This window comes from Butyricimonas faecihominis (assembly GCF_033096445.1).
Taxonomy (GTDB): domain Bacteria; phylum Bacteroidota; class Bacteroidia; order Bacteroidales; family Marinifilaceae; genus Butyricimonas; species Butyricimonas faecihominis.
Genome location: NZ_AP028155.1, coordinates 1,900,969 through 1,923,519 on the forward strand (window position 1 = coordinate 1,900,969; position 22,551 = coordinate 1,923,519).

The window sequence follows — 22,551 nt, forward strand, 5'->3', positions numbered from 1 at the left end:
TTATTACAATTCAGTAAATTCATACGTGTAACTCAACGAATGTACCACGCCATTCGTCATTTCAATATCCGCAGAGGCAACCATAGCAATATGACCACTCAAGACAGCATGGAAGAACAAGCTTTCCGGACCAATATCCGGTATCCCGTTATACGGGGTTAGTGTCCTATACACCCTTAATTCGACACCCCCGATTGTTGTCACCATCGTACCTCCTGTAAGCGTTCCTTTCACCTCGTAATCAAAATCCTCTTTCATCATCCGCCTATCCAGTACATGTGCCAACAACATCTCCCGACATAACTCCGCAGGCACCTCCTTCACGGAAGAGTAAACCATTTCTCCTGCCTCGTCCGTTGTTTTAAACAAAAATTGATTGATCGACAAATTCGTGGGAGCAAAAAAAGTAATCTGCTGAAACCCTGGATTCGTCCCGTCAAAAACATCCTTCAATCCCGCATGTTCAATCATCACGATCACCGAATCCCAGTTATAATGATCCGTTTGTAGGTATTCCCACACCGTGCAATCATGTTTACCATCAGCTAAACCTGAATCATGATAAAAGTCGTTATCACATCCCGTGAAAACCACCCACAACACCAAAAAAACATAAAATATTTTCATCATTTACATGTTATCAAGTTACTAAAAAGAAAATCCGTTACGTTTCCAATAAGAAGTCTGCCTCATCAGTGTATTATCCTCAAAAGCCTGCCGTGCCACGGGATAATACAATGCCCCGTCTGCCACATCTTGTTCCGTCAATGTTTTGAAGTTTCCCCGCAATTTCTCCCGGAAAGTCCCGTTACGCATGATGTCAAAATAACGCGTGGAAATTCCCTCGCAAAAGAGTTCCCGATCACGTTCATCTGCAATAACATCTTGTAAATCCCCGTCTGCGAGTGAATAATCCCGCACCCCGGCCCGGTTACGAACCCGGTTCAAGTCCCGGATGGCACCATCCGTGTCACCAGTCTTGGCTTTCAGCTCGGCTCTCAACAAGATCATATCCGCCAACCGGATAATAATCTCGTTATCCTCGAAAGATTTCAGTTGTCCAATCTCGCTACCACTCGTGTAAAGCAATATATGCCGTAATTTTCGCACGTAGACAGCCCCCTGCGTGATCGAAGTTGACACGCCAGCCATACTGTCGAGCTTGTAAAAATACTCCTCCCGACGCTGGTCTGACTTGTCCGGATACATCTTATAGACGGTTGTATTATCAAGGCGTAACCCACGTCTTTTCGTGGCCGGAGTTCTATTAGGCATGATCGGCCATGATTGGCAAAACGCTGCTAGATAAGAACCTCCTGACTTTAAATCATCCTCCGTGTTCCGGTAATCAATCTCAAATATCCCTTCCTCGCTATTCCCCAGCATCACCCGCTCGCACACGTCCTTTATGCTTCCCACTAAAGCATAGGAACCGCTATCTATCACTGAATCACAGGCTGCAATCGCCAGCTTATTCAACTCCGGCTCGTTATTCAAAGCCGCCTTCCATGCATACACTTGAGCCATGATTGCAAACGCCGTTCCCCGGGAAGGCACTTGCTTACTATCTATCATTCTCCCCTCGCTATCCCGCAAATCGTTCACACGAGGAAGATACCCAACCGCCAACTTCAAATCATCGATAATCGCATCCGCAATATCCTGCCACGCCATCCGACCTCTCTCCCCGACATCCTCCGCGTGTATAATGTAAGGGGCATCCCCCCAATTACGGATAATGTAAAAATAGCTCCATGCCCTGATTGTCAACACCTGCCCGAGATAAAAATTGTAACGTTCTTGCGGCATATTTGCCCGTCCAATATTATCCGCAATCGTGTTAGCCTCGGCCACTAACTCGTACTCGTAGCCCCAGTAAGTGTTCGGGTCATCCGGCGTGAACCTACTCAAGTCATTATTCGAAATGTTCGCCCAGCTCCCAAGGTTATCAAAAGGTAACCCTCGATCCCGGTAATGTACGTCCACCCGGCCGATCACCCAACGAAACCAACGATGCATCCCGTACACGGCACTTTCCACGTCTTTCTCGTTTTGCCAAAAATTATTATTAGTTACCAACGTCTCCGGTTCCTCCGTCAGGAAATCGTCGAAACAAGAAACAGACAACACAACCATCAAAAAAAGATATATTACTTTTTTCATATTATCACAAGTTAATCGTTAAACCTATCGTCACCCGTCGGGCAAGCGGGTAATTACCCAAATTATCAACCCCCGTCACCACGTCCACGCTTTCAGGGTCAGCCCCTTTATAATTAGTGATAGTGAACAAGTTCTCGGCTGAAACAAACACCCTTGCCCCGAAATGAAGTTTCTTTCTTACCGCCTCTGGCAAAGAATACCCCAACGTGATCGTTTTCAACTTGATAAAACTCACATTCTGCACGTTCGCGTAAATATTCGTGCTAAAATTATATAATCCTGCCTCTAGCCTGTTCTTCGGGTAATCAGTACGATCTCCCGGTTTCTGCCAAAAAGTAACCTTTCCCAAATCCTCGAACACGGGTTTCGTGATATCCTCCACGATCATTCCCGCCACGGTCCCCACCGAGGCACCCCGTCCGGCATTCAGAATATGACGTCCCAACACGTAATTAAACAACATATTCAAGTCAAATCCCATCCATTCCAAAGATGTCGTGATTCCCCCACTAGCCAATGGCAAGGGAGCCCCCACGTACTCACGATCCTCTTCCGTCGAATTTGCCTCTATCCGGCCATTCCCGTCCGCATCCACGATAACCCGATCTCCCGGCCTGTAAAACTGTGTTTTAAGTGTTCTCAATGGGGTGTATTTCCCGTCAATATAATAACAAGGCACTTCATCCATCGAATTATAATATCCCGCTGTCCTGAAAGCGTAAATCCCGTTCAGCGGTTTCCCGATCACGTTCATGTTATTCAAACCCGCGTTAGACGAAAAATCTTTCCCATCCTGACTCTTTTTCAACCTGTTCCAGTTTCGGGCAATATTAAAGGTCATATCCCATTTCACCTCCCGTTCTTGCGTAATATCCCATTTCACCATGACTTCCACGCCTTCATTCAAAATCCCGTAAGCATTCTGCCATTGAGCCGAGTACCCGTTATGCGTGCCCGGTAAACGTACAGGATAAAGCAATTTATCGGTATAACGGCGATAATAATCCACCACCACACCAAGACGATAATTCAACAAGTCCATATCCATCCCAACATCCCACTGGCGGGTTTCTTCCCATGTCAGTTCCCGGTTTATCAACCCGAAACCTAGTTCCGGCTCCACTGTCGGATTACCCAGAAACGGCTTGCTCGCCCCAAGCACCCCGTACGCCACGTACGGTTGGTCAAACTGCCTGCCCGATTTCCCGAAACTCACCCGTATTTTCCCGTAATCCAGTACCCTTTTAGCCCATGCCATGAACGACTCTTCCGAGAAAGCATAACCAATCGCATACGATGGGAAAGTTCCCCAGCGAACTTTTTCCCCGAATTTTGAACTGGCATCCCTTCGCAAAGTTATCGACACGAGATATTTCTGCAAGTAATTGTAATTCACCCGACCGAACACACCGACCATCGTACTCTTCTCCTTGTCGGAAGTAAAATCCTTCAGGGAACGGTTATCTTTCGTGTCGTACACGTTCCCTTCCCAACTCACGTAGTGAATCAAGTTAGAAGGAGCCCCTCGTCCCCAGCCGGAATTCAGATACATCTCGTCCGTTTGGAACGAGAGTCCGGCTAGCACGTCCACGGTATGCGCCTCGGCAAAGGTGTGCTTATAGGTCAACAAATTCTCGTTCAACAACATCAAGTTACGAGAGATTTGACCACTTGAGTAAGTTTCCTTGTATTCATCGACTTCCGAGGGCATGAACAATTGCTGGTTTTGCTGGGAATAATCCGCGGACAACGACGATTTGAAAGTCAAGCCTTTCACGAACTCGTAACTCACGTCGAAAGCCACCCGCAAACGATACGATTCATTCTTCTCTTTAATTGTTTCAAAGCGTTTGACCAGCTCGTCGAAAGCGGCATTTCCCGGTCCCGGCAGCACGGTTGACGTGTTCAGCAACTCCTCCGGCACCTGTTCCAGTTCCGTTCCCGACGTGAACCCGTACCTGTTTATCTCCCGTGATGATCTTTTACGTTCCGCACGGGCAAGATAAAAACGCATATTAGTTTCTAATTTGGGGAATGGCATCATGCAGAAATTTCCCAAAATTTTCACCCTCCCGAATCCCGTGTTTCTCAACACACCCGATTCGTCATAATACCCGATTCCCACGTTATACGTGATCCCGGCATTTCCCCCGCTCAACTGCAAACTGGCATCCGTCACCCTTGCTGTGCGAAAATAATAATCAAACAAGTTCGTTGAATTATTATAGAATTTATTCAAGCTGTCTTGATAAGGAGCAACATTCGCCCCGTCACCCATATTCCAGAAGTAATCATACTGTAAGCGATTCAAGTAAGAATCCTTGTACCCCGCCACGTACTCGTACGTGTTCGTCTCCCCGTTATAGGCCGCTTGCTGGTAATCACGCAAAGCCTCCAGGCGGTGCAGGCGTTCCCGGTGTCCTCCAGTGATGTCAGGTAACGCCGGGTCAAAAATGAAAGTCCTCGATACATTCACGCTCACCTTGGCTCGCTGGTTCAAGCGTCCCTTTTTCGTCGTCACGAGAATCACCCCGTTGGCCGCCCGTGAACCGTAGATAGCGGCAGAGGCAGCGTCTTTCAACACTTGCACGCTTTCAATATCATTCGGGTCAATCTCTGCCAGCGTGTTCGTTCCCGTCACGGGAGAGGTGAACGATAACATGGGCACCCCGTCTATCACCCACAAGGGTTCCGATCCCCGTCGAGATGATTCTATCGACAAGCTGTTAAACCCTCGTATAATCACGGAAACTCCGCCGCCGCCGGGAGCCCCCGTCGTGTTCAGCACGTTCATACCTGCCACCCGTCCTTGTAACAAGTTAGCCAGCGAGGGAGAGGGAATATCCTCAAGGTCCTCCCCCTTTACCGTGGACATGGCCCCCACGACCTCTCGCTTGTTCTGCGTGCCGTAGGCAACCACGGTCACCTCATCCAGAGCCGCAACTTTTTCTTTCAACATCACGAGTAAAGGGGCCGTTTCCCCGTTGTATCTCACCCGTGCCGTTTCGTAACCGATAAACGAAAAAACAAGCACGCCTTCCCTCTCCGGCAACAAGAGAACGAACGTCCCGTCCTGTCCCGTCACGCTCCCCACCGTGGTACTATCCAATCGGATCGTTACCCCGGGCAAAGGTTCACCTTTCCGATCGACCACTTTTCCTTTTACCCGGTAACCTCCGTCCCGGAGTGCGTTTCCCCCTCCCGCACTTACCAGTAAAGGATAACCAGCAAGCAAGATCATGACGAAACGGATAATCACGATCACGGTTAATTTTCTCGATTGTAACTTTCGTTTAAAAGCTTTCCTGTCAGAAGTTTTTTTCATAACTTTGATCATTAGTTAATTTATATAATTGATTAATACAAGGGGGTGATATTCAAAGGTTCCTAGTCAGCGAATATCCCCCTGTTTTATTTTTTCTCCTGTCCCTTTCGTTGAAAAATTTCCTCTCTTGTTATTTCTTTCCCTATATCCTTTTGATAATAAATACTAGCAATTCGCTCCAATTCATCTAATTGCCCGGCACTATATAATAAATAATCAGCAATCATGCTTTTTGATTTCATAATTTGCTGTACGAAACGAATGTAGTTGTACAAGCGTGCGCTCATGTAGTGTTTCTTTTTCTTTGCCCCTTCTTTTTCAACGAAATAGAACCCGAACACTTCACAAACGTCTAAACAATGCGTGTTCAAATTACATTGATAAAGATGAAACAATAGGTCGTGTATACTTTTGTGTAGCTTGTACAACATGCGTAACCTGTTATACTCTTGTTGTTCTAGCTCTTCTGATAGATTGAGAAATAGAGTTCCAGTTAGGAAGAATCTTTTCAGATCTTCATCGGGAATAAATTCTTGGGGTTCTTTCATTTTGTTTGTTTCTAGTTTAATCATTAATCTGGTAAATCACTTTTATTTTCTCTATCATATATGATAGATAATTAATCGTTTTATATCCTTTCCTTTGTTTTTATCATTTATGATAGAATAAAATGGACGATAGAGACTTAATTTTAAAAATTGGTAAAAGAATAAAAGAAATAAGGCTTTCTAAACCTATGACATTGGATGAACTTGCAGCAGCTTCCAATATGGATAATGCTAATATTGCTAGACTTGAATCTGGTAATACTAATCCAACAATACGTACTCTCTATAAAATAAGCCGAGGACTTAAAGTCAAATTAAAAGAGTTAGTTGACGTTGAATAAATTCATTTTTTTGTTTCATATCTTCATTTAGGTCGTTATTGTATATCATAAAATAATTTCTCAATTAGCACAAATAAAAAAGCGAGGATTGTAAATTCTATCTAAAACAGAGGCATCGCCAAACGCCTAGAAACAGACAGACAACAACCCACGCTTAACCAGCGTGAATCTCATGTCTAATCTTGTTTCTTCAAATTGGCGATTTTCTGTTTTAAGATTAGAATAAACTCACAATATTTTCAAGATAGGCTCTCCTACCTATTTAGTATCATATCTGCAAATATATAAATACTTTTTTGTTTTTCAATACATTTTCTGATTTTAAGACTAATAAAAAAACAAACTTAGATTTATATAATTCTTTTCTTTATCTAGTACGTCACAGTAATCTGTGCTGACTTTTAAGATATAGCTTAACTTGCTCTTCCAAAAGTTTAAGAAATAACTCTCTCTGTTTCTTTTCAACTTCTTTCTCTTCATTCGTAGTAAAGTCACTTTCCTCTATTTCCTTTTCCTGTTTCGCTTTTGCGAAATCAAAACCTTCACGTATAGCTTCTTCTGTAATATATTGTTGCTTTCCTAATAATTCATTTATAGCAAAAACAGACAATCGAAATCCACCATCGGCATTCATTGCCATTTTAACCCTACATTCCCTTATTTTGTCATAATTTATCATTGTAAACTCTTCATTCTGACAATTAAAAGATTAGTTTCGGTAATTTATTCACAATCTCTACGGTTTCCATACTTAAGTAAATCACACTTAGCAAAAATCTAGTATATAGCGAGGATTATTATGCTTTACAGCCCAACAGTTAGGATCATTAGTAATGCTGCTATCCTTATGAGTAGTGATGGCATAACGTTCCATAATCCACTCGATAGCACTTTTACCATTTACTACATAATCATAAGCCTCTACTGGAATATTTTCGATAGTAAAATTACTATTATCCACAAAACAAATCGTAGCAATTTTACTATTAAAAAACCCGCCATTCTCGTGGCGGGTTTCCTCTAAAGTTGTAAAAGTTTCAGAGATGCCCTATAACAAGAGCTGTACGTTTAATGTTATTACTTAAATCAAGTAACGCATCTAATAATATCTTCTTTTCATTCTCGGTAAATTGTACTTCTTTATTTCTAATCTTCAACCCATTTATACGCTGACACAACCATGATCGACTCTTTCCAAAATAGTGTCGAGCAACATAAGACCACGAAATTGATTCATATATCCCTTCCAGATAAACACGTAACGTTTCATCGTATAATTTCTCCGCACGTTCACAAGATTCCTTCGCACCATTCACAAACGCTTGAGCGAGAATTTTACGATCTTCCGGGCTTTTGGAAGCTACAAATCGTTCCATCTTCTCACCAAATTCCCGCTCTTCTTCCTCGGAATGAAGAGTCAAGAATTCCGCTTTCATTTGTTCCAATTCCTCGTTTAATTCTTTGTAACTTGCCATATCTAAAATATTTAAAATTGTAAAGTTTCTTTGGGAAGCCCTCTTTCGAGAGCTTCCTGTCAACCTTTCAACCGAAGTAGTTCGATCAAACGATCTAAATGAAAGTCAATCATTCTCTCCAGTTCCTCTTCCGACATATCTTTTTTCAAAATATGCCAGTAAAGGACATAGAACCTAAGACTATTTTTCTCATGTTCTATCCGAGCCTTTAGCTCTTCATAGGAAAACATTTCAAAGAAACTTTTACACTACAAATATAGATAAACATTTGTTTATTACAAAATATTCGTTGAATCATTTTTTATGAATTCGTTATTTTCTCAACCATTGTCAATAGTGCCACACGCCTCGACAGCGTGAGATTATCAATCAACCCCAATTCTTTTAAGGTAGCAAGTAGATACGGCATATTATCCCGGATGTCCTTCCATGATACCCCGTTGCAGAGGTTAAAAAGCATAGCGGCCAACCCAGCAAGTATCACGGCATTGGCAGAAGCAAATATATAGCAAAGGTCTTAGTATGGCACACGTAGAAATACAACATCGAATTGCAAGCAATCCGGTTCTCCGGTACTTGAAATGCCACGGGCATTGCAGGTAAAGATTCCCCCAGCTCAACAAAATAATTATAGCGATCCGCCCATTCCGGCAGTAATAAAAAAAGTCTCTTTCAACGCATCAATTTTCTCTTTCATATTATAGTCTGTTTACGAACATATCATCCAGTGTTGCCCCTCCTCCTCGGGTATCCGAGATCATTTTTTTCAACGCCTTCACCTGCATATCGAAATAATCGACAACCGATACCCGCTCCATTTCGGCGGTCGTACCGAAACCAACAAGCGAAAGGGACATGATCGTTTCAGTCATACCAAGGTTAATTTTTTCATTTTGCTCCTCGGTACCGGAAAATAACACCCGGTAAATAGCGTGTTCGGTGAAGTATCGCACGATCCCGGTAAACCATATCATCACGGCATAACGAACCGGGTAAGATACTCTCTCGAATACTTTTTTGTTTTTCAATACATTTTCTGATTTTAAGACTAAATAAAAGCAACGTTTGCAACGTTTATTTTAGAGATAATTTTCACCTAAAAATAAAAGTTCATAGTTCATGCCGATATAGATATTAATTCACGTCCTATTGCACGTATTGTTTCTACAATTTCTTCCAAACGCTTTTTAGAGGGTTTCTTCGTGCCACTTACATATTGTGCAAATAAACTTTGAGACATACCCAAACGACGTGCTATAGCTGCAGCATTCAACTCCGGGTGAGCTATAAACAAATCATATAAAGGATTAGATTTTTTCTCAAGGAAAAATCCCTCAAAACTTAAATCCTCATCTAGTTCTTCCCAGCGAATACCAAAATCACCCACTTGAAAATTTTCACGTTGTTTTGGAGTTGCAAACTTCAATCTTTGATAGTCGGCAAACCTTTCACATGCTTCCCTACCGTCAGTGATACGTATCCATACCTCTGTATCGGTCAACCAGACTTTTTCTACGATGATATTTTCCATGACCCTAGCTTCATTTTCACAAATATAGCTATCATGCACAATTTTACCGCATACCATTCAATAAACTTTTCACCCCCATCTCTAGATCTAGCAAACCCTTTTTAGCCTCCAAGCCTCCCCCGTAACCGACCAATTTATGGTTACCCCCAATCACCCGATGACAAGGAACAAAAATCGAAATAGGATTCGCACCATTAGCTGCAGCCACGGCACGAACAGCTTTCGGGTTTCCCAACTTTTTAGCCAACTCACCATAAGACACCGTTTTTCCGTATGGTATATCCAGCAACTCCTGCCACACCGAATTCTGGAACTCCGTTCCCGTAAAGACGAGCGGAATATCAAACGTTTTCCTCTGGCGAGCAAAATATTCGTCAAGCTGGATGATTGTTTCCCGGATCACGTCAGAAACACCCTCTTCGTAATCGGCCCCTAGCGCTTTCTGAATCCGTTTATCAATAGATGCCCTGCGTTTTTCAAACATCCAGTCACACAAACAAAGTTTACCCTCGAAAGAGCCAAGAATCAGCTCTCCACAGGGAGATTCATAATGTTGAATTTGTATCATTTCTTCTACTTTTTATTTTCGTACTTTCCTTCAACCACGACCTTTTCTATACAATCAAGCCAAATGACAAGTTATAAAAGTAGAACATTATTCCGATATTCCCAAACTCTTTCCCATTAATGTAAAATCCGGTACCCACTAAACAACTCTGTTACAATCCATAATACATATTATTAGAAAAACGGCAAAAATATACCACAAAACTATTGGAAAAACGGCAAATAAAAACCATATTTGTATTAGAAAAGTGGAAATATTGACATCATTTTCTATCATAAAAAAGGAAACGCCATGCTCAAAAGGAAGATTGACAATTATATACAGAACTATTACAAAACTACCCGTAATGCCCTCCTTATCACCGGAGCTAGACAGATTGGCAAAACTTACTCCATCCGCAAATTCGGTAAGTCGTTCAAAAGCTTCGTAGAAATAAATTTTATTGATAATCCTGAGGCTATTGATGTTTTCAAAGGTGCAAAAAATAGTACCGATATATTATTTCGCTTGTCCGCAATGACAACCGTTCCCCTGATCAAAGGCGAAACTCTCATTTTTTTTGACGAAGTACAGAAATATCCGGAAATTGTAACGGCTATTAAATTCTTAGTCGATGAAGGCTCGTACCGCTATATATTAAGCGGTTCATTGCTAGGAGTAGAATTAAAGGATTTACGCTCGGAACCTGTTGGCTACATGGGTATCAAAGATATGTACCCGCTCGATTTCGAAGAGTTCATTTCATGCATAGGCATCAACGACAACGTGATCACGGCTTTACGCGATGCATGGAAAGACCGTACTCCTGTTGATGAATTTATCCATTCCAAAATAATGGAATTATTCCGCCTATACCTCATTGTAGGCGGGATGCCAGCTGCCGTGAGCAAATACATCGAGAGTAATAATTTACAAGAAGTTATGGCGATTCAGCAGGATATAATTCGTTTATACAGACGCGATATCACCCAGTATGATCCCGATGACAAACTCTACATAGAAGAGATTTTTAATCTTATTCCACCCGAGCTCAACGCAAAAAACAAGCGGTTTATTCTAAAAAAACTAAATGAAAATGCGAAGTTCGAACGTTATCAAAACAGTTTCCTGTGGTTAAAGAATGCAGGAGTTGCATTACCCGTTTACAATGTAGAAGAACCTAAAATGCCATTATTACTCGCTCGTTCACGAAATCTGTTCAAACTTTTCCAAAACGACGTGGGACTACTCGCCGCACAATATGCCGAAGGTATTCAACTACGCATAATAAAGGGCGATAAAGACATCAATTTCGGTTCTATATACGAAAACGCGGTAGCACAAGAATTGGTAGCACACGCCCTAGAGCCATACTATTATAATAACAAGAAACGCGGCGAGCTGGACTTTATCATTGAACTTGATGGCAAAGTTCTACCTATAGAGGTAAAATCCGGAAAAGACTACGACACGCATCGCGCCTTATCCAATATAATGGATTGCGATGAATATGAACTTCCTGAAGCTGTGGTTTTCAATAACGACAATCTCAGGATCAATGGTAAGATCATTTATGCCCCGATTTATATGGTCATGTTCCTAGAAAAAAACAACGTTGCCCCCACACATTACAAAGTAGATTTAACAATGCTACAATAATTACAATAACACGGCAAACATTCCCCCAAACGACACCCCAAATTTTACTGATTCGTTTCCAGCATCCGGATCAGACAATCCCGTTGTATTGAAAAGTTTGTATCTTCCTGCTGAACATATTTAAGCAAACGAATCCCATCCTGACGCAATTTCGACTTCAACAAAATATCATCCTCCACTTCCTCCGAAAATCTCAACAGGTACACGGACGCAAGTTCAATCTTACCAATCCTGTCTTCCTCGTTGGCATACCGGTCAATCAGTTCCTGCACATCCATCGTCGCCAGCTCCTTCACGGGAAATCCCAACATTTGCTGCGTCAACAAGTCATACTCGTCCCGATCCTGCTGACGAATCTTCTTCTTGTTCAATATAGCCCTAGCAATTGCAGAAATAATTTCTTGAATCATGCGCACGAGATAATCCTGTTTTACCATAATACCGTCCTCCAATATATTTACAAGCAAAAATAAAAAATAATATCCAGGCGAAGGAATAAAATTCACTAAATCATTTGGTTTACAAAACGAACCATTTCCCAAGAACTACTCTCCCCACCTCACGACCTCGCCAATGACAGGAATCAACACGTGTAACGAGTCGTTCTTTGCCATGTTCATCTCGTTCCGTAACGGCTCATCCCAATGATGATGGGCCAGCGCATACTTGGAATGATGCACGGTCATCACCTTCTTCGCTTTCAGGTCCAAGGCTGCCCGGGTCAAGTAATCAGGCATCAAGTGGATATACTTCCATCCCTCGTTATACTGTCCGTTTTCAAGAATGGCCAAATCTATACCCGGAAAACAATCCCCGATCCGGGCAAAATGTGTGTCGTAACCACCATCTCCTGCCAAATATATCTTCCGGGAAGGAGTTTCAAGCAAGAACGAGGCCCACAGCGTTTTATTGGCGGAAAGTCCCCGCCCCGAAAAATGCCGGGCCGGCAAACAATGCATGACAAAACCGGAATCCAAACGAACCTCTTCCTCCCAATCCAACTCGATAATACGCTCCTTGTCGAACCCCCAGTACTCGAAATGCTCGCCGACACCCAAACCGCAAATCACCTTCCCGATCCGGTCTTTCAACGCCCGCACGGTATGATAATCCAGGTGATCCCAATGATCATGGGAAATAACAAGGTAATCAATATCCGGCATATCCTCCGGATGATAAACGTCCGTTCCCTTGAACGGCTTGTTAATAAAAGAAACCGGGGAAGCCATGCAGAACACCGGGTCCACGAGTACCCGTTTTCCATCCACTTGAACCAGATAAGATGAATGTCCGAACCACACCAGCACGTCCTCTTCCGGGTTGATCTGCCGTAAATCCGTTTTCACCACGGTCAACGCCGTGTCCGGTTGCAGTCCGGTCTTATCCTTAAAAACGAAATCCAGTAATCCCTGTAAACGCCCCTTGTCCGAGGTCATTAAAGGAGTTTCATGTATATTGCGGAAAGCCCCGTCCCGGTAATTCGGCGAACGTTCAATCCTTGCCAGCCGTTCTCCCCGGGGAATTCTCCCGAAACTTGGCTGATTCACGAAAACAATCCCGACAATGGCCATAACCACCACGATCGACAGAATAATCCATAGTACCATACGCTTTCTTGAACTTTTTATTAATCTCATAAATACAACTCAAAATTAAATTTATCGCAAAAATAAGCAAATACTCCCAACCCGCGTGTACACGAATTACTGGTATTCATACCTAAATTACGGTTTACGCTTCCCCGTGATTCCCGAACTTTCCCTAAACATCCTCCCTAATCCCCGCAATCACGAAATAACATTCCGGAAGTAAACAGAGAACACCCAACACCCATTGTTATCGAAGATAAATGCAAGAAGAATGCTCGATGAATGCACGATGGTCTAAATGAACTATCTAAGAACTATCTCGAAAAAATCAACCATTATCAGACCAAAGCCAAGGTAATCATAAGGTTATACTATCTCTTGGGTATTGCATCTCCCTTTCACTCCCGCCATTCCCCCACTGCGGAATGACGGGGTAACGCTATTAGTTGAGAGTAGAAACGAGCTTGTGATAGTAACACCCCGAAAAAAGGGTAGCACAACCCATTCATTACCATCTGTAAACCAAACGAATCAAGGCTTGTATATCTTGGGTCTCGTCCGTCCCTCCCCTTCCAAGTATTCCACTTTAAAAATGTTCACGCAAAAGACAAAGATTGACAGGAGCAAAGGTCCGAAGATCACCCCCATGAAGCCAAACAAGGAAAGCCCGATGACCACCCCGAAAATCGTAATCAACGGGTGAGTGTCCGCCATCTTCTTCTGCAACATGAACCGAACCAGGTTATCGACATTCGAGATCACGACCAGAGCGTAGACCGCCAACCCGATCGCCATCCCCCAATGCCCCGTCATTCCCATGTACAGCGCCAGCGGGGCCCAGATCAACGCCGCCCCGACAATCGGGATAATCGTGGCAAAACAGGACAAGAATCCCCACAACACGGGACTCGGAGCCCCGAATACAAAATATCCCAGCATGGCAATGGCCCCTTGAATCACGGCAAGCAAAGGAATCCCGATCGCATTCGACTTCACGATCATGTTGAACTCGTGTAATATATTCTTTTTATTCCGTTGATTAAACGGCAGGATCTCGCTCACGTACTCCTCCATATCCCGCCCCCCAATCAACATGAAATAAAGTACGAAAAGCAACACCACCACGTTAATGGCAAAACTACTGATACTCCCCATCAGCAACTGACCGACTTTCGGCAAGGCAGCCAATATCGTATCTATATTCCCTTTGCTCAAAAGATCATACCCTACTTTTTCCCGGATCAGCTCAGCCACATGTTCCACCGGGGCAATCAAGCTGTGCGGATCCAGGTTTATGGCCTGTAACTTGTTCACGAATACCCACACGACAATCGATAGGGGGATAAGAAAACAAAGAATCGTCTCGCATAACAGAAGAATAGCCATGATACTACGTTTCATCCGTTTCCTTTCCGTCAAATACAACATCTGGTTACGCAGAAGGATATAAATCGTCATGGCACCCAGAATCCCGCTGAAAAACGGCAAAATTTGAAAAAATATAAGAATCCCCAGCAACAGAATAATTGCCACGAGGGAATATCTCCAGTATTGTTCTTTAAGACTCATTTTATCACAATTTAAGTTCACGATATGCCCCCAAACAGATGTCCGAATGATCATCCGCCCGGTTATCGTGTTAACGAAAACGACGAAAAAATGTTTAATTTTATATCCCCCTTTTACAATAACTGACAAACTCTTTCCCTCTCATACCCGACAAGACAGCACGACAGGCTAACTCAAGGCCCTCCGCATCTTCTCCCGATCCAGAATGATAATTTCCCGGCGATTCACGGAAATCATCCCCTCGTCAGCCAGCTCGTACAACACCTTGGCCAATGCCGGACGGGTCACCCCGAAATATTCGGCCAATTCCTGCTGTGACTTTCCCAACAACACCTTTTTCTTATCGGGGAAGGCCAGTTCCAGAATATAATGAATCAATTTTCCCCGGATCGTCTTGAATGACAGGAACTGCAAACGCCCGGTAAGGAAAGTTGTCCGGTTCGCGTTCACGGACAGAAAATTACGCAGGAAACTTTCATAACATCCCATCTGACGGAACACGGATTCTTTCGTGGCGATAAACACGTTGGCCTTCTCCGAAACGGTGGCCGTCACCGGAAAATGATTATCCTCGGCAAAAAGGAACGCCGGGGCAAGCGCTCTCGGCGCCCGGATCGTCTCGATTCGTAACATGGCTCCCGAATCATCCGTCATTTCCGCCTCGACTTCCCCTTCCAGCAAGATATAAAGGAACCTGCACACGTCTCCCTGCCGGAAAACCACTTCCCCTTTCATATAGCTCTTCACGCTATAATCAAATCCTTCTATAAACTGCTCCCTCTCCCGTTCGGGAATTCCCGTGCATAAAGGGCAACCGAAAAGTCGTGCTATATCCATGCTCTGTTATCTTTTAAATGATACACAAATGTATCACTTTCTTCTTTAACACCTTATCTTACTTTTAACCTTTTTCATTCACTCTCGTATAAATTATTGAAAATTAAATTCACGTTTGTAATTTATATTACAACTATTGTTTTATCGCACCCGTACATTCGCGACAAACAATTAAAGAAATTATTTATCAAACACACTAGACCATGGAAAAAATGTTTTGTTATCAATGCCAAGAAACAGCAAAAGGAACCGGATGCACGGTCCGCGGCGTATGCGGAAAGACATCGGATGTAGCCAATTTACAGGACTTACTACTATTTATCCTAAAGGGAATCGCCCACTACCGGGTACAACTCCGAGCCCTCGATGCCGTTGACCACTCGGCAGATCGCTTTATTCTCGATGGCTTGTTCATGACCATCACGAACGCGAACTTCGACAAGCAACGTTTCGTGGAAAAAATCAAAGAGGCTATCAAATTACGAGAACAACTGAAACAGACCTTCCTCGACAAAGGCGGGAAAACCGAAAAGATCACGTTCGAGGGAGCCTTCTGGACAGCCAACACGTTGGAAGAAATGGAATCGAAAGCCGGATTTGTGGGAGTTCTCTCCACCGAAAACGAGGACATCCGTTCTTTGAGAGAGATGCTCACCTACGGGATGAAGGGAATGGCTGCTTACACGGAACACGCCTATAATCTCGGACACGAGAACCCGTCCATCTACGAATTCATTGACCGGGGACTAGTAGCCACCACGCTCCCTCTGTCTGCCGACCAACTCGTGCAGATGGTTCTTGAATGTGGTAAAAATGGCGTTGATGCCATGGCCTTGCTTGATAAAGCCAACACGGACACTTACGGTAACCCGGAAATCACGAAAGTGGACATCGGCGTGCGGAAAAATCCCGGTATCCTAATCAGCGGTCACGACCTGCGAGACCTGTACGAACTTTTGGAACAGACGGAAGGTACGGGGGTGGACGTCTACACCCATAGCGAGATGCTACCCGCACACTACTACCCGGCATTCAAGAAATACAAACACTTCGCCGGAAACTACGGTAACTCGTGGTGGAGACAAGTGTATGAATTCCAACATTTCAACGGCCCGATGCTATTCACCACGAACTGCATCGTTCCCCCGCATCCGGACGCAAATTACAAGGACCGGGTGTACACGACCGGATCGGCAGGTTTCCCCGGATTCAAGCATATCGAGCGCAAGCCCGGACAACCGAAAGATTTCAGTGAAATCATCGAACACGCTAAAAGATGCCCGGCACCGGAGGCCATCGAAACCGGAAGTATCATTGGAGGATTCGCCCACAACCAAGTGTTCGCACTGGCAGACAAAGTCGTGGAAGCCGTGAAGTCCGGGGCTATCCGTAAATTCTTCGTTATGGCAGGATGCGACGGCCGAATGAAAGGCCGGGAATATTACACCGAATTCGCCCAGAAACTCCCGAAAGACACGGTGATCCTTACCGCGGGATGTGCCAAGTACCGTTACAACAAACTACCCCTTGGGGATATTAACGGTATTCCAAGAGTACTGGATGCCGGACAATGTAACGATAGCTACTCGCTGGCGGTTATTGCCTTGAAACTGAAGGAAATTTTCAGGGTAAAAGACATTAATGAATTACCTATCGTTTACAACATCGCTTGGTACGAACAGAAAGCTGTCATCGTGTTGTTAGCCCTGCTCTATCTTGGAGTGAAGAACATCCACCTCGGACCGACCTTACCCGGATTTCTTTCTCCGAACGTGGCGAAAGTACTCGTGGAAAAATTCGGTATCGCCGGGATCACGACTGCGGATGATGATTTGAAATTCTTTTTGGAAAATTAATCCACACGACCTGATTTAAAGAAGTATCAAAAGTTTATAAGGTTTATAAAGTTCATAAGGTAACGGAAGTCTTTCGGACCGGGTTCATCGGTAGCAAAGCTACCGTAGAGAAAATGCCCGCTAGGCTCAACGGACTTTATGAACTTTCAGAACCAAAGGTTCAACTTTACAAACTTTATAAACTAGAGGGTGTGCCAAAAGGCTTTTGACACGCCCTCAAAATTATCTGCATAAAAATCAACCAGACTGACCATTGTCGAACAATCTTTTCGCTGATGAGCCGATAACTCATCCACACGGGACGCACAATAACAAGCCACCTCCCAGAAACGGGGGGATCGCTTATTCTCGTTCTCCCGACAACACGAGAGGGCTCGCTCGTAAGCATCAAGAGCCTCCTCATCCCGGCAAACCTCCCGGCAAAAATCCCCCATACGGATCAATTCCCGGATCTTTTCCTGCATCCGTTCGCTATCAAGAACTGCCGTCCTGTAAGCCTTGATTGCCGCATCAATACCTAAAGTATTCAAATGAACCTGTCCCCTACTCGCTGCCGCCACTCGCTTTTTTTCTTTTATTCTTCCCATGCACCAATTACTTTGATTAGACACTCTCACACCCATAAAAAAAGAGACACAAACCAACATCCCTCACGGATGTATATGGATTCATGTCTCATTTTCTAGAAACAAAGATAAAGAGAATTTTTGAAATATCCTATATTCATTTTGTTAAAACCAATATCTTTGCATACCTAAAAATAACCAAGTATGATTCAGGTAAAAGCGGATTACATACACGCTCGAATTGCAGAGGGAGAACACCAGCAACAGGATTTCAAATTCGAGATTTCCGATGCTCGCAAGATCGCTAAATCCCTTTCCGCATTCTCCAACACGGACGGGGGACGATTGCTCGTAGGAGTAAAGGATAACGGCAAGATTGCCGGAGTTCGCTCGGAAGAGGAGATTTACATGATCGAGGCTGCCGCAAAACTTTACTGCAAACCGCAAATAGATTGTGAAATGCACGTCCACACCGTGGAAGGGCGTACTGTTCTCGAAGTCATTGTTCCACCGGGAGAACAGAAACCCTATTGTGCCAAGGATCACGATAACCGCTGGTGGGCCTACATCCGGGTTCGGGATGAAAACATACTTGCCACCCCCGTACATATCAAAGTATGGCAACAAGTCGGAACCCCGAAAGGAGTATTCGTACATTACACGGAAACAGAACAAATGTTACTGGATTACCTTTCTTCACACGACTCAATCACCCTGAACCAGTACTGCCACATGGCAAAAATATCTCGTCCCAAGGCAGAAAACACGCTAGCCAAATTCATCCGGTTTGAACTCATCGAACCGTATTTTGACGGGCAGCGTTTCCTTTTCAGACAAAACGAAAAGAGTTCATGATTTCAACTCACCCACGGAACCGGGATAACTCGTCAATCATCATTCGGGCAAATCGTTCGGATGCTCCGGCATCACCCAATTTCTCGTTCACCTCATCATATCCGTCCAACATCTGATGTCGTTTCCCTCCTTCCGGAAGGATTGCCGAGAGTTCCCGCAACAGGTTCTTCTCGTTCAATTTCTGCATCAATAATTCGGTTACCACTTCTCGACCGGCAATCAAGTTGACCAACGAAATATATTTCACTTTAACAAAGGTCTTAAACAGGAAATAACTCAACGCCCCCCCTTCCCCACTGTAACAAACCACTTGGGGTGTCCGCAAAATCGCAGTTTCCAGCGTGGCCGTTCCTGACGTGACCAAAGCTGCACGAGCCTGTCGTACCAACCGGTAGGTCTGCCCGTAAATTATCCGAACCTTCACGTCCTGCAAATAAGGTGCATAATCCTCGTCACTCATTGACGGGGCTCCCGCTATCACAAACTCATGATCGGGAAAATGTTTTACCATAGTTAGCATCTTCGGCAACACGTGTTTCAATTCCTGCGAACGACTGCCCGCCACCAAAGCGATGATCGGTTTACCGGACAAGCCATTTACCTGCACGAACTCATTGAATGTTTCGTTCTTGAAAGGACGGTCGTGAATAGCATCCACCAACGGATTTCCGGCATACTGCACGGAATAATCATACCGGGCATAAAAGTCTACTTCAAACGGGAAAATCACGAACATACGATCCACCAACCGCTTGATCTTCTTCACCCGTCCCGTGTTCCAAGCCCAGATTTTCGGGGAAATATAATAGAACACGGGAATATTCGCATCCTTGATAAATTTAGCCACCCGGAGATTAAAACCACCGTAATCCACGAGAATCACAACATCCGGCTGCCATACCAGAATATCCTGGTGACAAGCGTCGATATTTGCCTTAATCTTGTCCAGATTTTTCAAGACTGTCAGGAAACCCATGATGGCCGTGTCCTTATAATGACGAACAATCTCACATCCGGCCTCCCGCATCAAATCACCTCCCCACCCGCGGACCTTTGCATCCGGGTCAAACTTTCTCAATCCCTTAATCAGATTAGAGGCGTGCAAATCGCCCGATGCCTCTCCCGCAATAACGTAGTATTTCATTGGCTTTTTTCTATTCTTTGGGCAAACTTACAAAAAAATTATCATTTATAAATATACCGGATAAAAACAACATACTCGAGTAACATTGTAGTACATAAAACTTGACAACCATGCTCCCATTCATTATAAATTTCTTATTTTTGCAAATAGATGAACATATGATAAGAACTGATTTTTGGAGAACGACATTATTATGAATAAAAAAGAATTAGATATTGCCTATTTCCTTTCATTTTGTATTGAACAATACAAAATGAAACAAGGATTATCTGGTGAAGAGACGATTAGCCTGTTCGAGAAATATAACGTCTTATCATACTTATCGGATAACTTTGAAGTATTACATACACAAAGCCAACAATGGCTGATGGAAGAAATCAAAGAATACATTACCAAACAAAAGAAGGCAAACTAATGAAACTATACCATGGTAGTTTAGAAATAGTAAAAGAACCACAAATCCGACTAGCCAATCGTACATTAGATTACGGAATGGGATTCTATACAACAACTTCCCAAGAACAAGCAGAATTATGGGTAAAACGAAAAATTGGAGAAAGGAATGAAAAGGGGATTGTTAATATATACGAGTTTGATTTATCTTCTGCAGAAAAATTAAACGTATTACGTTTTACAGAACCGACGGAAGAATGGCTGGATTTTGTAATGGAAAATCGAACAAACAAAGATTATCGTCATAATTACGATATTGTTTACGGTCCGGTAGCAAACGATCGTGTTTACGCAGCCTTCGCCTTATATGAAGGAGGTCTGCTTAATAAACAGGAATTAATTCAAGAACTAAAAACGTATCTTTTAGTAGATCAACTCCTGTTTCACACGGAACGATCACTATCCTATTTAACCTTTTTAAAAGTAAAGGAGGTATTCAAATGAACCGGGAAATTACAGACAAAAATCTTTACTTGTTACTGCCTTCCAAAGTCAGCCTTTTTGTACAACTGTATATAAAAGAACATGGCGGTTCTATCATAGATGCCATTCGACAATTTTATCACTCCAATACTTACAAGGCGCTAGAAAAAGAGAACACCAAATTATGGCATTATGGTTCCGTAGCTTTATACGAGGAATTCATGGATAAGAAATGAAAAAACTCTATCTTTGCCCCTCGCTAGCAAATTTAAAGTAGATCGCATATGAACATTGTTGGGAAGAGAGTGGCATATATCACGTTAGGATGCAAGTTGAATTTCTCCGAAACCTCCACGATCAAGCACAGCCTTGAACAAGAAGGAGCCGTGACTGTGGGAGAAAAAGATGGAGCGGATATATTCGTGATTAACACGTGTAGCGTCACGGATATTGCAGAGAAAAAAGGACGGCAGATGATCCGGAAAATCATCCACCGAAACCCCGGAGCCTACATTGTTGTGGTTGGTTGTTATGCCCAACTCAAAGCGCAAGAGATCATGGACATTGAAGGTGTCCACCTCGTACTCAACGCGCAAGACAAGTTCAACGTGGCCCACTATTTGAACCACCTCGAAGAACAGGAACGGCACGAACCACATTCCTGCGATATTTTCGGGGTTAAAACCTTCGATCTTGCTTACTCGTACGGGGACAGAACCCGGTGTTTCCTAAAAATTCAAGACGGATGCGACTATTTCTGCTCTTACTGCACGATTCCCTTTGCCCGCGGACGTAGTCGTAGCGCTGCCATCCAAGACGTGATCAAGGCAGCCCGTGACGTGGCATCCAAGGGTATCAAGGAAATCATTCTTACGGGAGTAAACACGGGAGATTTCGGGAGAGAGACAGGGGAAACATTCCTCGACTTGATACGGACTCTGGATGAGCTGGAAGAAATCCAGCGTTTCCGGATCTCCTCCATCGAACCCAACCTACTGACAGATGACATTATTCGTTTCGTGGCCTCCTCCCGGCGTTTCATGCCACACTTCCACGTACCTCTTCAATCCGGGAGTAACGAAGTGTTACACTTGATGAGACGACGCTACGAACGAGAACTTTTCGCAGAGAAAGTACAGGAAATCAAGACACTTATTCCCGATGCCTTTATCGGGGTGGACGTGATTGCCGGAATGCGGGGAGAAACACCGGAGGCCTTCGAAGATGCCCGCCAATTCATTGCCGGACTGGATGTTTCCCAGTTACACGTGTTCCCTTATTCGGAACGTTCCGGAACAAAAGCACTGGACATCCCGTATATAGTCCCGCAAGCGGAAAAGCATCGTCGGGTGAACGTACTCCTAGACATTTCCGAACAGAAGTTGCACAATTTCTACACGGCACACGTGGGACAAACCCGTCCGGTGCTGTTTGAAGAAAGCGACATTGCCGGATCAATCGGCGGATTCACGGACAACTACATCCGGGTGGAAGTCCCCTATGACTCTTCCCTCGCAAACCGGATCGTACCCGTAGAACTAAAAACCGACATTTTCGGCTCGTAAATGCCGGACTTCACGCGGCATAAACCTCCGGAAGAATACAAACTTTACGGAGTAATTTTATATTTTTGTTGCCGTAAAAATTGTATTTAAAATAAAAAACAAGGT

General features: G+C 43.8%; 27 protein-coding genes. 8 read left to right on the top strand and 19 right to left on the bottom strand.

What is annotated here, in order from left to right; translation table 11 throughout:
- Positions 1–3 precede the first annotated feature (3 nt).
- From R8806_RS07950 to R8806_RS07965, 4 genes are all read right to left on the bottom strand, one after another.
- A complete protein-coding gene (locus R8806_RS07950; RefSeq protein WP_229783031.1) occupies positions 4–630 on the bottom strand; it encodes a fasciclin domain-containing protein in 627 nt (208 codons plus the stop codon).
- 18 nt (positions 631–648) lie between these two features.
- A complete protein-coding gene (locus R8806_RS07955; protein WP_124316790.1) occupies positions 649–2,163 on the bottom strand; it encodes a RagB/SusD family nutrient uptake outer membrane protein in 1,515 nt (504 codons plus the stop codon).
- 4 nt (positions 2,164–2,167) lie between these two features.
- Complete coding sequence (locus R8806_RS07960; RefSeq protein ID WP_124316791.1) at positions 2,168–5,488, bottom strand: SusC/RagA family TonB-linked outer membrane protein; 3,321 nt, start codon at positions 5,486–5,488, stop codon at positions 2,168–2,170.
- Between the two features lie 86 nt (positions 5,489–5,574).
- A complete protein-coding gene (locus R8806_RS07965; protein ID WP_124318470.1) occupies positions 5,575–6,036 on the bottom strand; it encodes a hypothetical protein in 462 nt (153 codons plus the stop codon).
- 122 nt (positions 6,037–6,158) lie between these two features.
- Here R8806_RS07965 and R8806_RS07970 point away from each other — a divergent pair, with 122 nt between their 5' ends.
- On the top strand, positions 6,159–6,377 hold the full coding sequence (locus R8806_RS07970; protein ID WP_124318469.1) for a helix-turn-helix domain-containing protein: 219 nt from the start codon (positions 6,159–6,161) through the stop codon (positions 6,375–6,377).
- A gap of 379 nt (positions 6,378–6,756) precedes the next feature.
- Here the strand turns inward: R8806_RS07970 and R8806_RS07975 are convergent, their stop codons facing one another.
- The 9 genes from R8806_RS07975 to R8806_RS08005 form a co-directional block, all read right to left on the bottom strand.
- A complete protein-coding gene (locus R8806_RS07975) occupies positions 6,757–7,011 on the bottom strand; it encodes a hypothetical protein (RefSeq protein WP_167513947.1) in 255 nt (84 codons plus the stop codon).
- A 132-nt stretch (positions 7,012–7,143) separates the two neighbouring features.
- On the bottom strand, positions 7,144–7,338 hold the full coding sequence (locus tag R8806_RS07980; protein ID WP_373289781.1) for a type ISP restriction/modification enzyme: 195 nt from the start codon (positions 7,336–7,338) through the stop codon (positions 7,144–7,146).
- 76 nt (positions 7,339–7,414) lie between these two features.
- A complete protein-coding gene (locus R8806_RS07985) occupies positions 7,415–7,852 on the bottom strand; it encodes a DUF5053 domain-containing protein (RefSeq protein ID WP_027200946.1) in 438 nt (145 codons plus the stop codon).
- 59 nt (positions 7,853–7,911) lie between these two features.
- Positions 7,912–8,082, bottom strand: coding sequence for a diguanylate cyclase (locus R8806_RS07990; RefSeq protein WP_117722722.1), 171 nt, complete (start codon positions 8,080–8,082; stop codon positions 7,912–7,914).
- Positions 8,083–8,153: 71 nt separating this feature from the next.
- Positions 8,154–8,357 carry a SufE family protein gene (locus R8806_RS20060; RefSeq protein WP_353844630.1) on the bottom strand — a complete coding sequence of 68 codons (204 nt, stop codon included), beginning with the start codon at positions 8,355–8,357 and terminating at the stop codon, positions 8,154–8,156.
- Positions 8,333–8,506 carry a SufE family protein gene (locus R8806_RS20065; RefSeq protein WP_087422029.1) on the bottom strand — a complete coding sequence of 58 codons (174 nt, stop codon included), beginning with the start codon at positions 8,504–8,506 and terminating at the stop codon, positions 8,333–8,335. Before R8806_RS20065 ends, R8806_RS20060 begins: the two co-directional genes overlap by 25 nt.
- Positions 8,507–8,550: 44 nt before the next feature.
- A complete protein-coding gene (locus tag R8806_RS07995) occupies positions 8,551–8,880 on the bottom strand; it encodes a hypothetical protein (protein ID WP_124316999.1) in 330 nt (109 codons plus the stop codon).
- Between the two features lie 89 nt (positions 8,881–8,969).
- Positions 8,970–9,383 carry a DUF2442 domain-containing protein gene (locus R8806_RS08000; protein ID WP_124317004.1) on the bottom strand — a complete coding sequence of 138 codons (414 nt, stop codon included), beginning with the start codon at positions 9,381–9,383 and terminating at the stop codon, positions 8,970–8,972.
- A 43-nt stretch (positions 9,384–9,426) separates the two neighbouring features.
- Entirely contained in the window at positions 9,427–9,951 is a 525-nt protein-coding gene (locus R8806_RS08005; protein ID WP_124316998.1) for a methylated-DNA--[protein]-cysteine S-methyltransferase, read from the bottom strand.
- Positions 9,952–10,242: 291 nt separating this feature from the next.
- On the opposite strand from R8806_RS08005, the gene R8806_RS08010 reads away from it, so the two are divergent.
- Positions 10,243–11,589, top strand: coding sequence for an ATP-binding protein (locus tag R8806_RS08010; RefSeq protein WP_124316997.1), 1,347 nt, complete (start codon positions 10,243–10,245; stop codon positions 11,587–11,589).
- 44 nt (positions 11,590–11,633) lie between these two features.
- Here R8806_RS08010 and R8806_RS08015 read toward each other — a convergent pair whose 3' ends face one another.
- The 4 genes from R8806_RS08015 to R8806_RS08030 all read right to left on the bottom strand — a co-directional run bounded on the left by R8806_RS08015 (position 11,634) and on the right by R8806_RS08030 (position 15,584).
- Positions 11,634–12,026 carry a hypothetical protein gene (locus R8806_RS08015; protein ID WP_087422234.1) on the bottom strand — a complete coding sequence of 131 codons (393 nt, stop codon included), beginning with the start codon at positions 12,024–12,026 and terminating at the stop codon, positions 11,634–11,636.
- A 108-nt stretch (positions 12,027–12,134) separates the two neighbouring features.
- The gene (locus R8806_RS08020) at positions 12,135–13,196 is read right to left on the bottom strand and encodes an MBL fold metallo-hydrolase (RefSeq protein WP_124317003.1); all 1,062 of its coding nucleotides are present in this window, start codon (positions 13,194–13,196) and stop codon (positions 12,135–12,137) included.
- 513 nt (positions 13,197–13,709) lie between these two features.
- Complete coding sequence (locus R8806_RS08025) at positions 13,710–14,747, bottom strand: AI-2E family transporter (protein ID WP_124316996.1); 1,038 nt, start codon at positions 14,745–14,747, stop codon at positions 13,710–13,712.
- Positions 14,748–14,915: 168 nt separating this feature from the next.
- The gene (locus tag R8806_RS08030) at positions 14,916–15,584 is read right to left on the bottom strand and encodes a Crp/Fnr family transcriptional regulator (protein WP_124316995.1); all 669 of its coding nucleotides are present in this window, start codon (positions 15,582–15,584) and stop codon (positions 14,916–14,918) included.
- A 212-nt stretch (positions 15,585–15,796) separates the two neighbouring features.
- Here R8806_RS08030 and hcp point away from each other — a divergent pair, with 212 nt between their 5' ends.
- Entirely contained in the window at positions 15,797–17,440 is a 1,644-nt protein-coding gene (hcp, locus tag R8806_RS08035; protein WP_124317002.1) for a hydroxylamine reductase, read from the top strand.
- 182 nt (positions 17,441–17,622) lie between these two features.
- Here hcp and R8806_RS08040 read toward each other — a convergent pair whose 3' ends face one another.
- Entirely contained in the window at positions 17,623–18,027 is a 405-nt protein-coding gene (locus R8806_RS08040) for a hypothetical protein (protein WP_124316994.1), read from the bottom strand.
- Positions 18,028–18,210: 183 nt separating this feature from the next.
- On the opposite strand from R8806_RS08040, the gene R8806_RS08045 reads away from it, so the two are divergent.
- Positions 18,211–18,861: an AlbA family DNA-binding domain-containing protein gene (locus R8806_RS08045; protein ID WP_124318366.1), complete on the top strand. Its 651-nt coding sequence runs from the start codon at positions 18,211–18,213 to the stop codon at positions 18,859–18,861.
- 7 nt (positions 18,862–18,868) lie between these two features.
- Here the strand turns inward: R8806_RS08045 and lpxB are convergent, their stop codons facing one another.
- Entirely contained in the window at positions 18,869–20,005 is a 1,137-nt protein-coding gene (gene lpxB, locus R8806_RS08050; RefSeq protein ID WP_124318365.1) for a lipid-A-disaccharide synthase, read from the bottom strand.
- 193 nt (positions 20,006–20,198) lie between these two features.
- Between lpxB and R8806_RS08055 the strand changes: the two genes are divergently transcribed.
- From R8806_RS08055 to mtaB, 4 genes are read left to right on the top strand one after another with little or no spacing between them, the layout of a single operon-like run.
- Complete coding sequence (locus R8806_RS08055; protein ID WP_124317737.1) at positions 20,199–20,420, top strand: DUF3791 domain-containing protein; 222 nt, start codon at positions 20,199–20,201, stop codon at positions 20,418–20,420.
- A complete protein-coding gene (locus R8806_RS08060) occupies positions 20,366–20,902 on the top strand; it encodes a DUF3990 domain-containing protein (protein ID WP_229783032.1) in 537 nt (178 codons plus the stop codon). Before R8806_RS08055 ends, R8806_RS08060 begins: the two co-directional genes overlap by 55 nt.
- On the top strand, positions 20,899–21,117 hold the full coding sequence (locus tag R8806_RS08065; protein ID WP_087422231.1) for a hypothetical protein: 219 nt from the start codon (positions 20,899–20,901) through the stop codon (positions 21,115–21,117). The genes R8806_RS08060 and R8806_RS08065 overlap by 4 nt, the downstream gene beginning before the upstream one ends.
- 48 nt (positions 21,118–21,165) lie before the next feature.
- The gene (gene mtaB / locus R8806_RS08070) at positions 21,166–22,446 is read left to right on the top strand and encodes a tRNA (N(6)-L-threonylcarbamoyladenosine(37)-C(2))-methylthiotransferase MtaB (protein WP_124317738.1); all 1,281 of its coding nucleotides are present in this window, start codon (positions 21,166–21,168) and stop codon (positions 22,444–22,446) included.
- Positions 22,447–22,551: the final 105 nt, after the last annotated feature.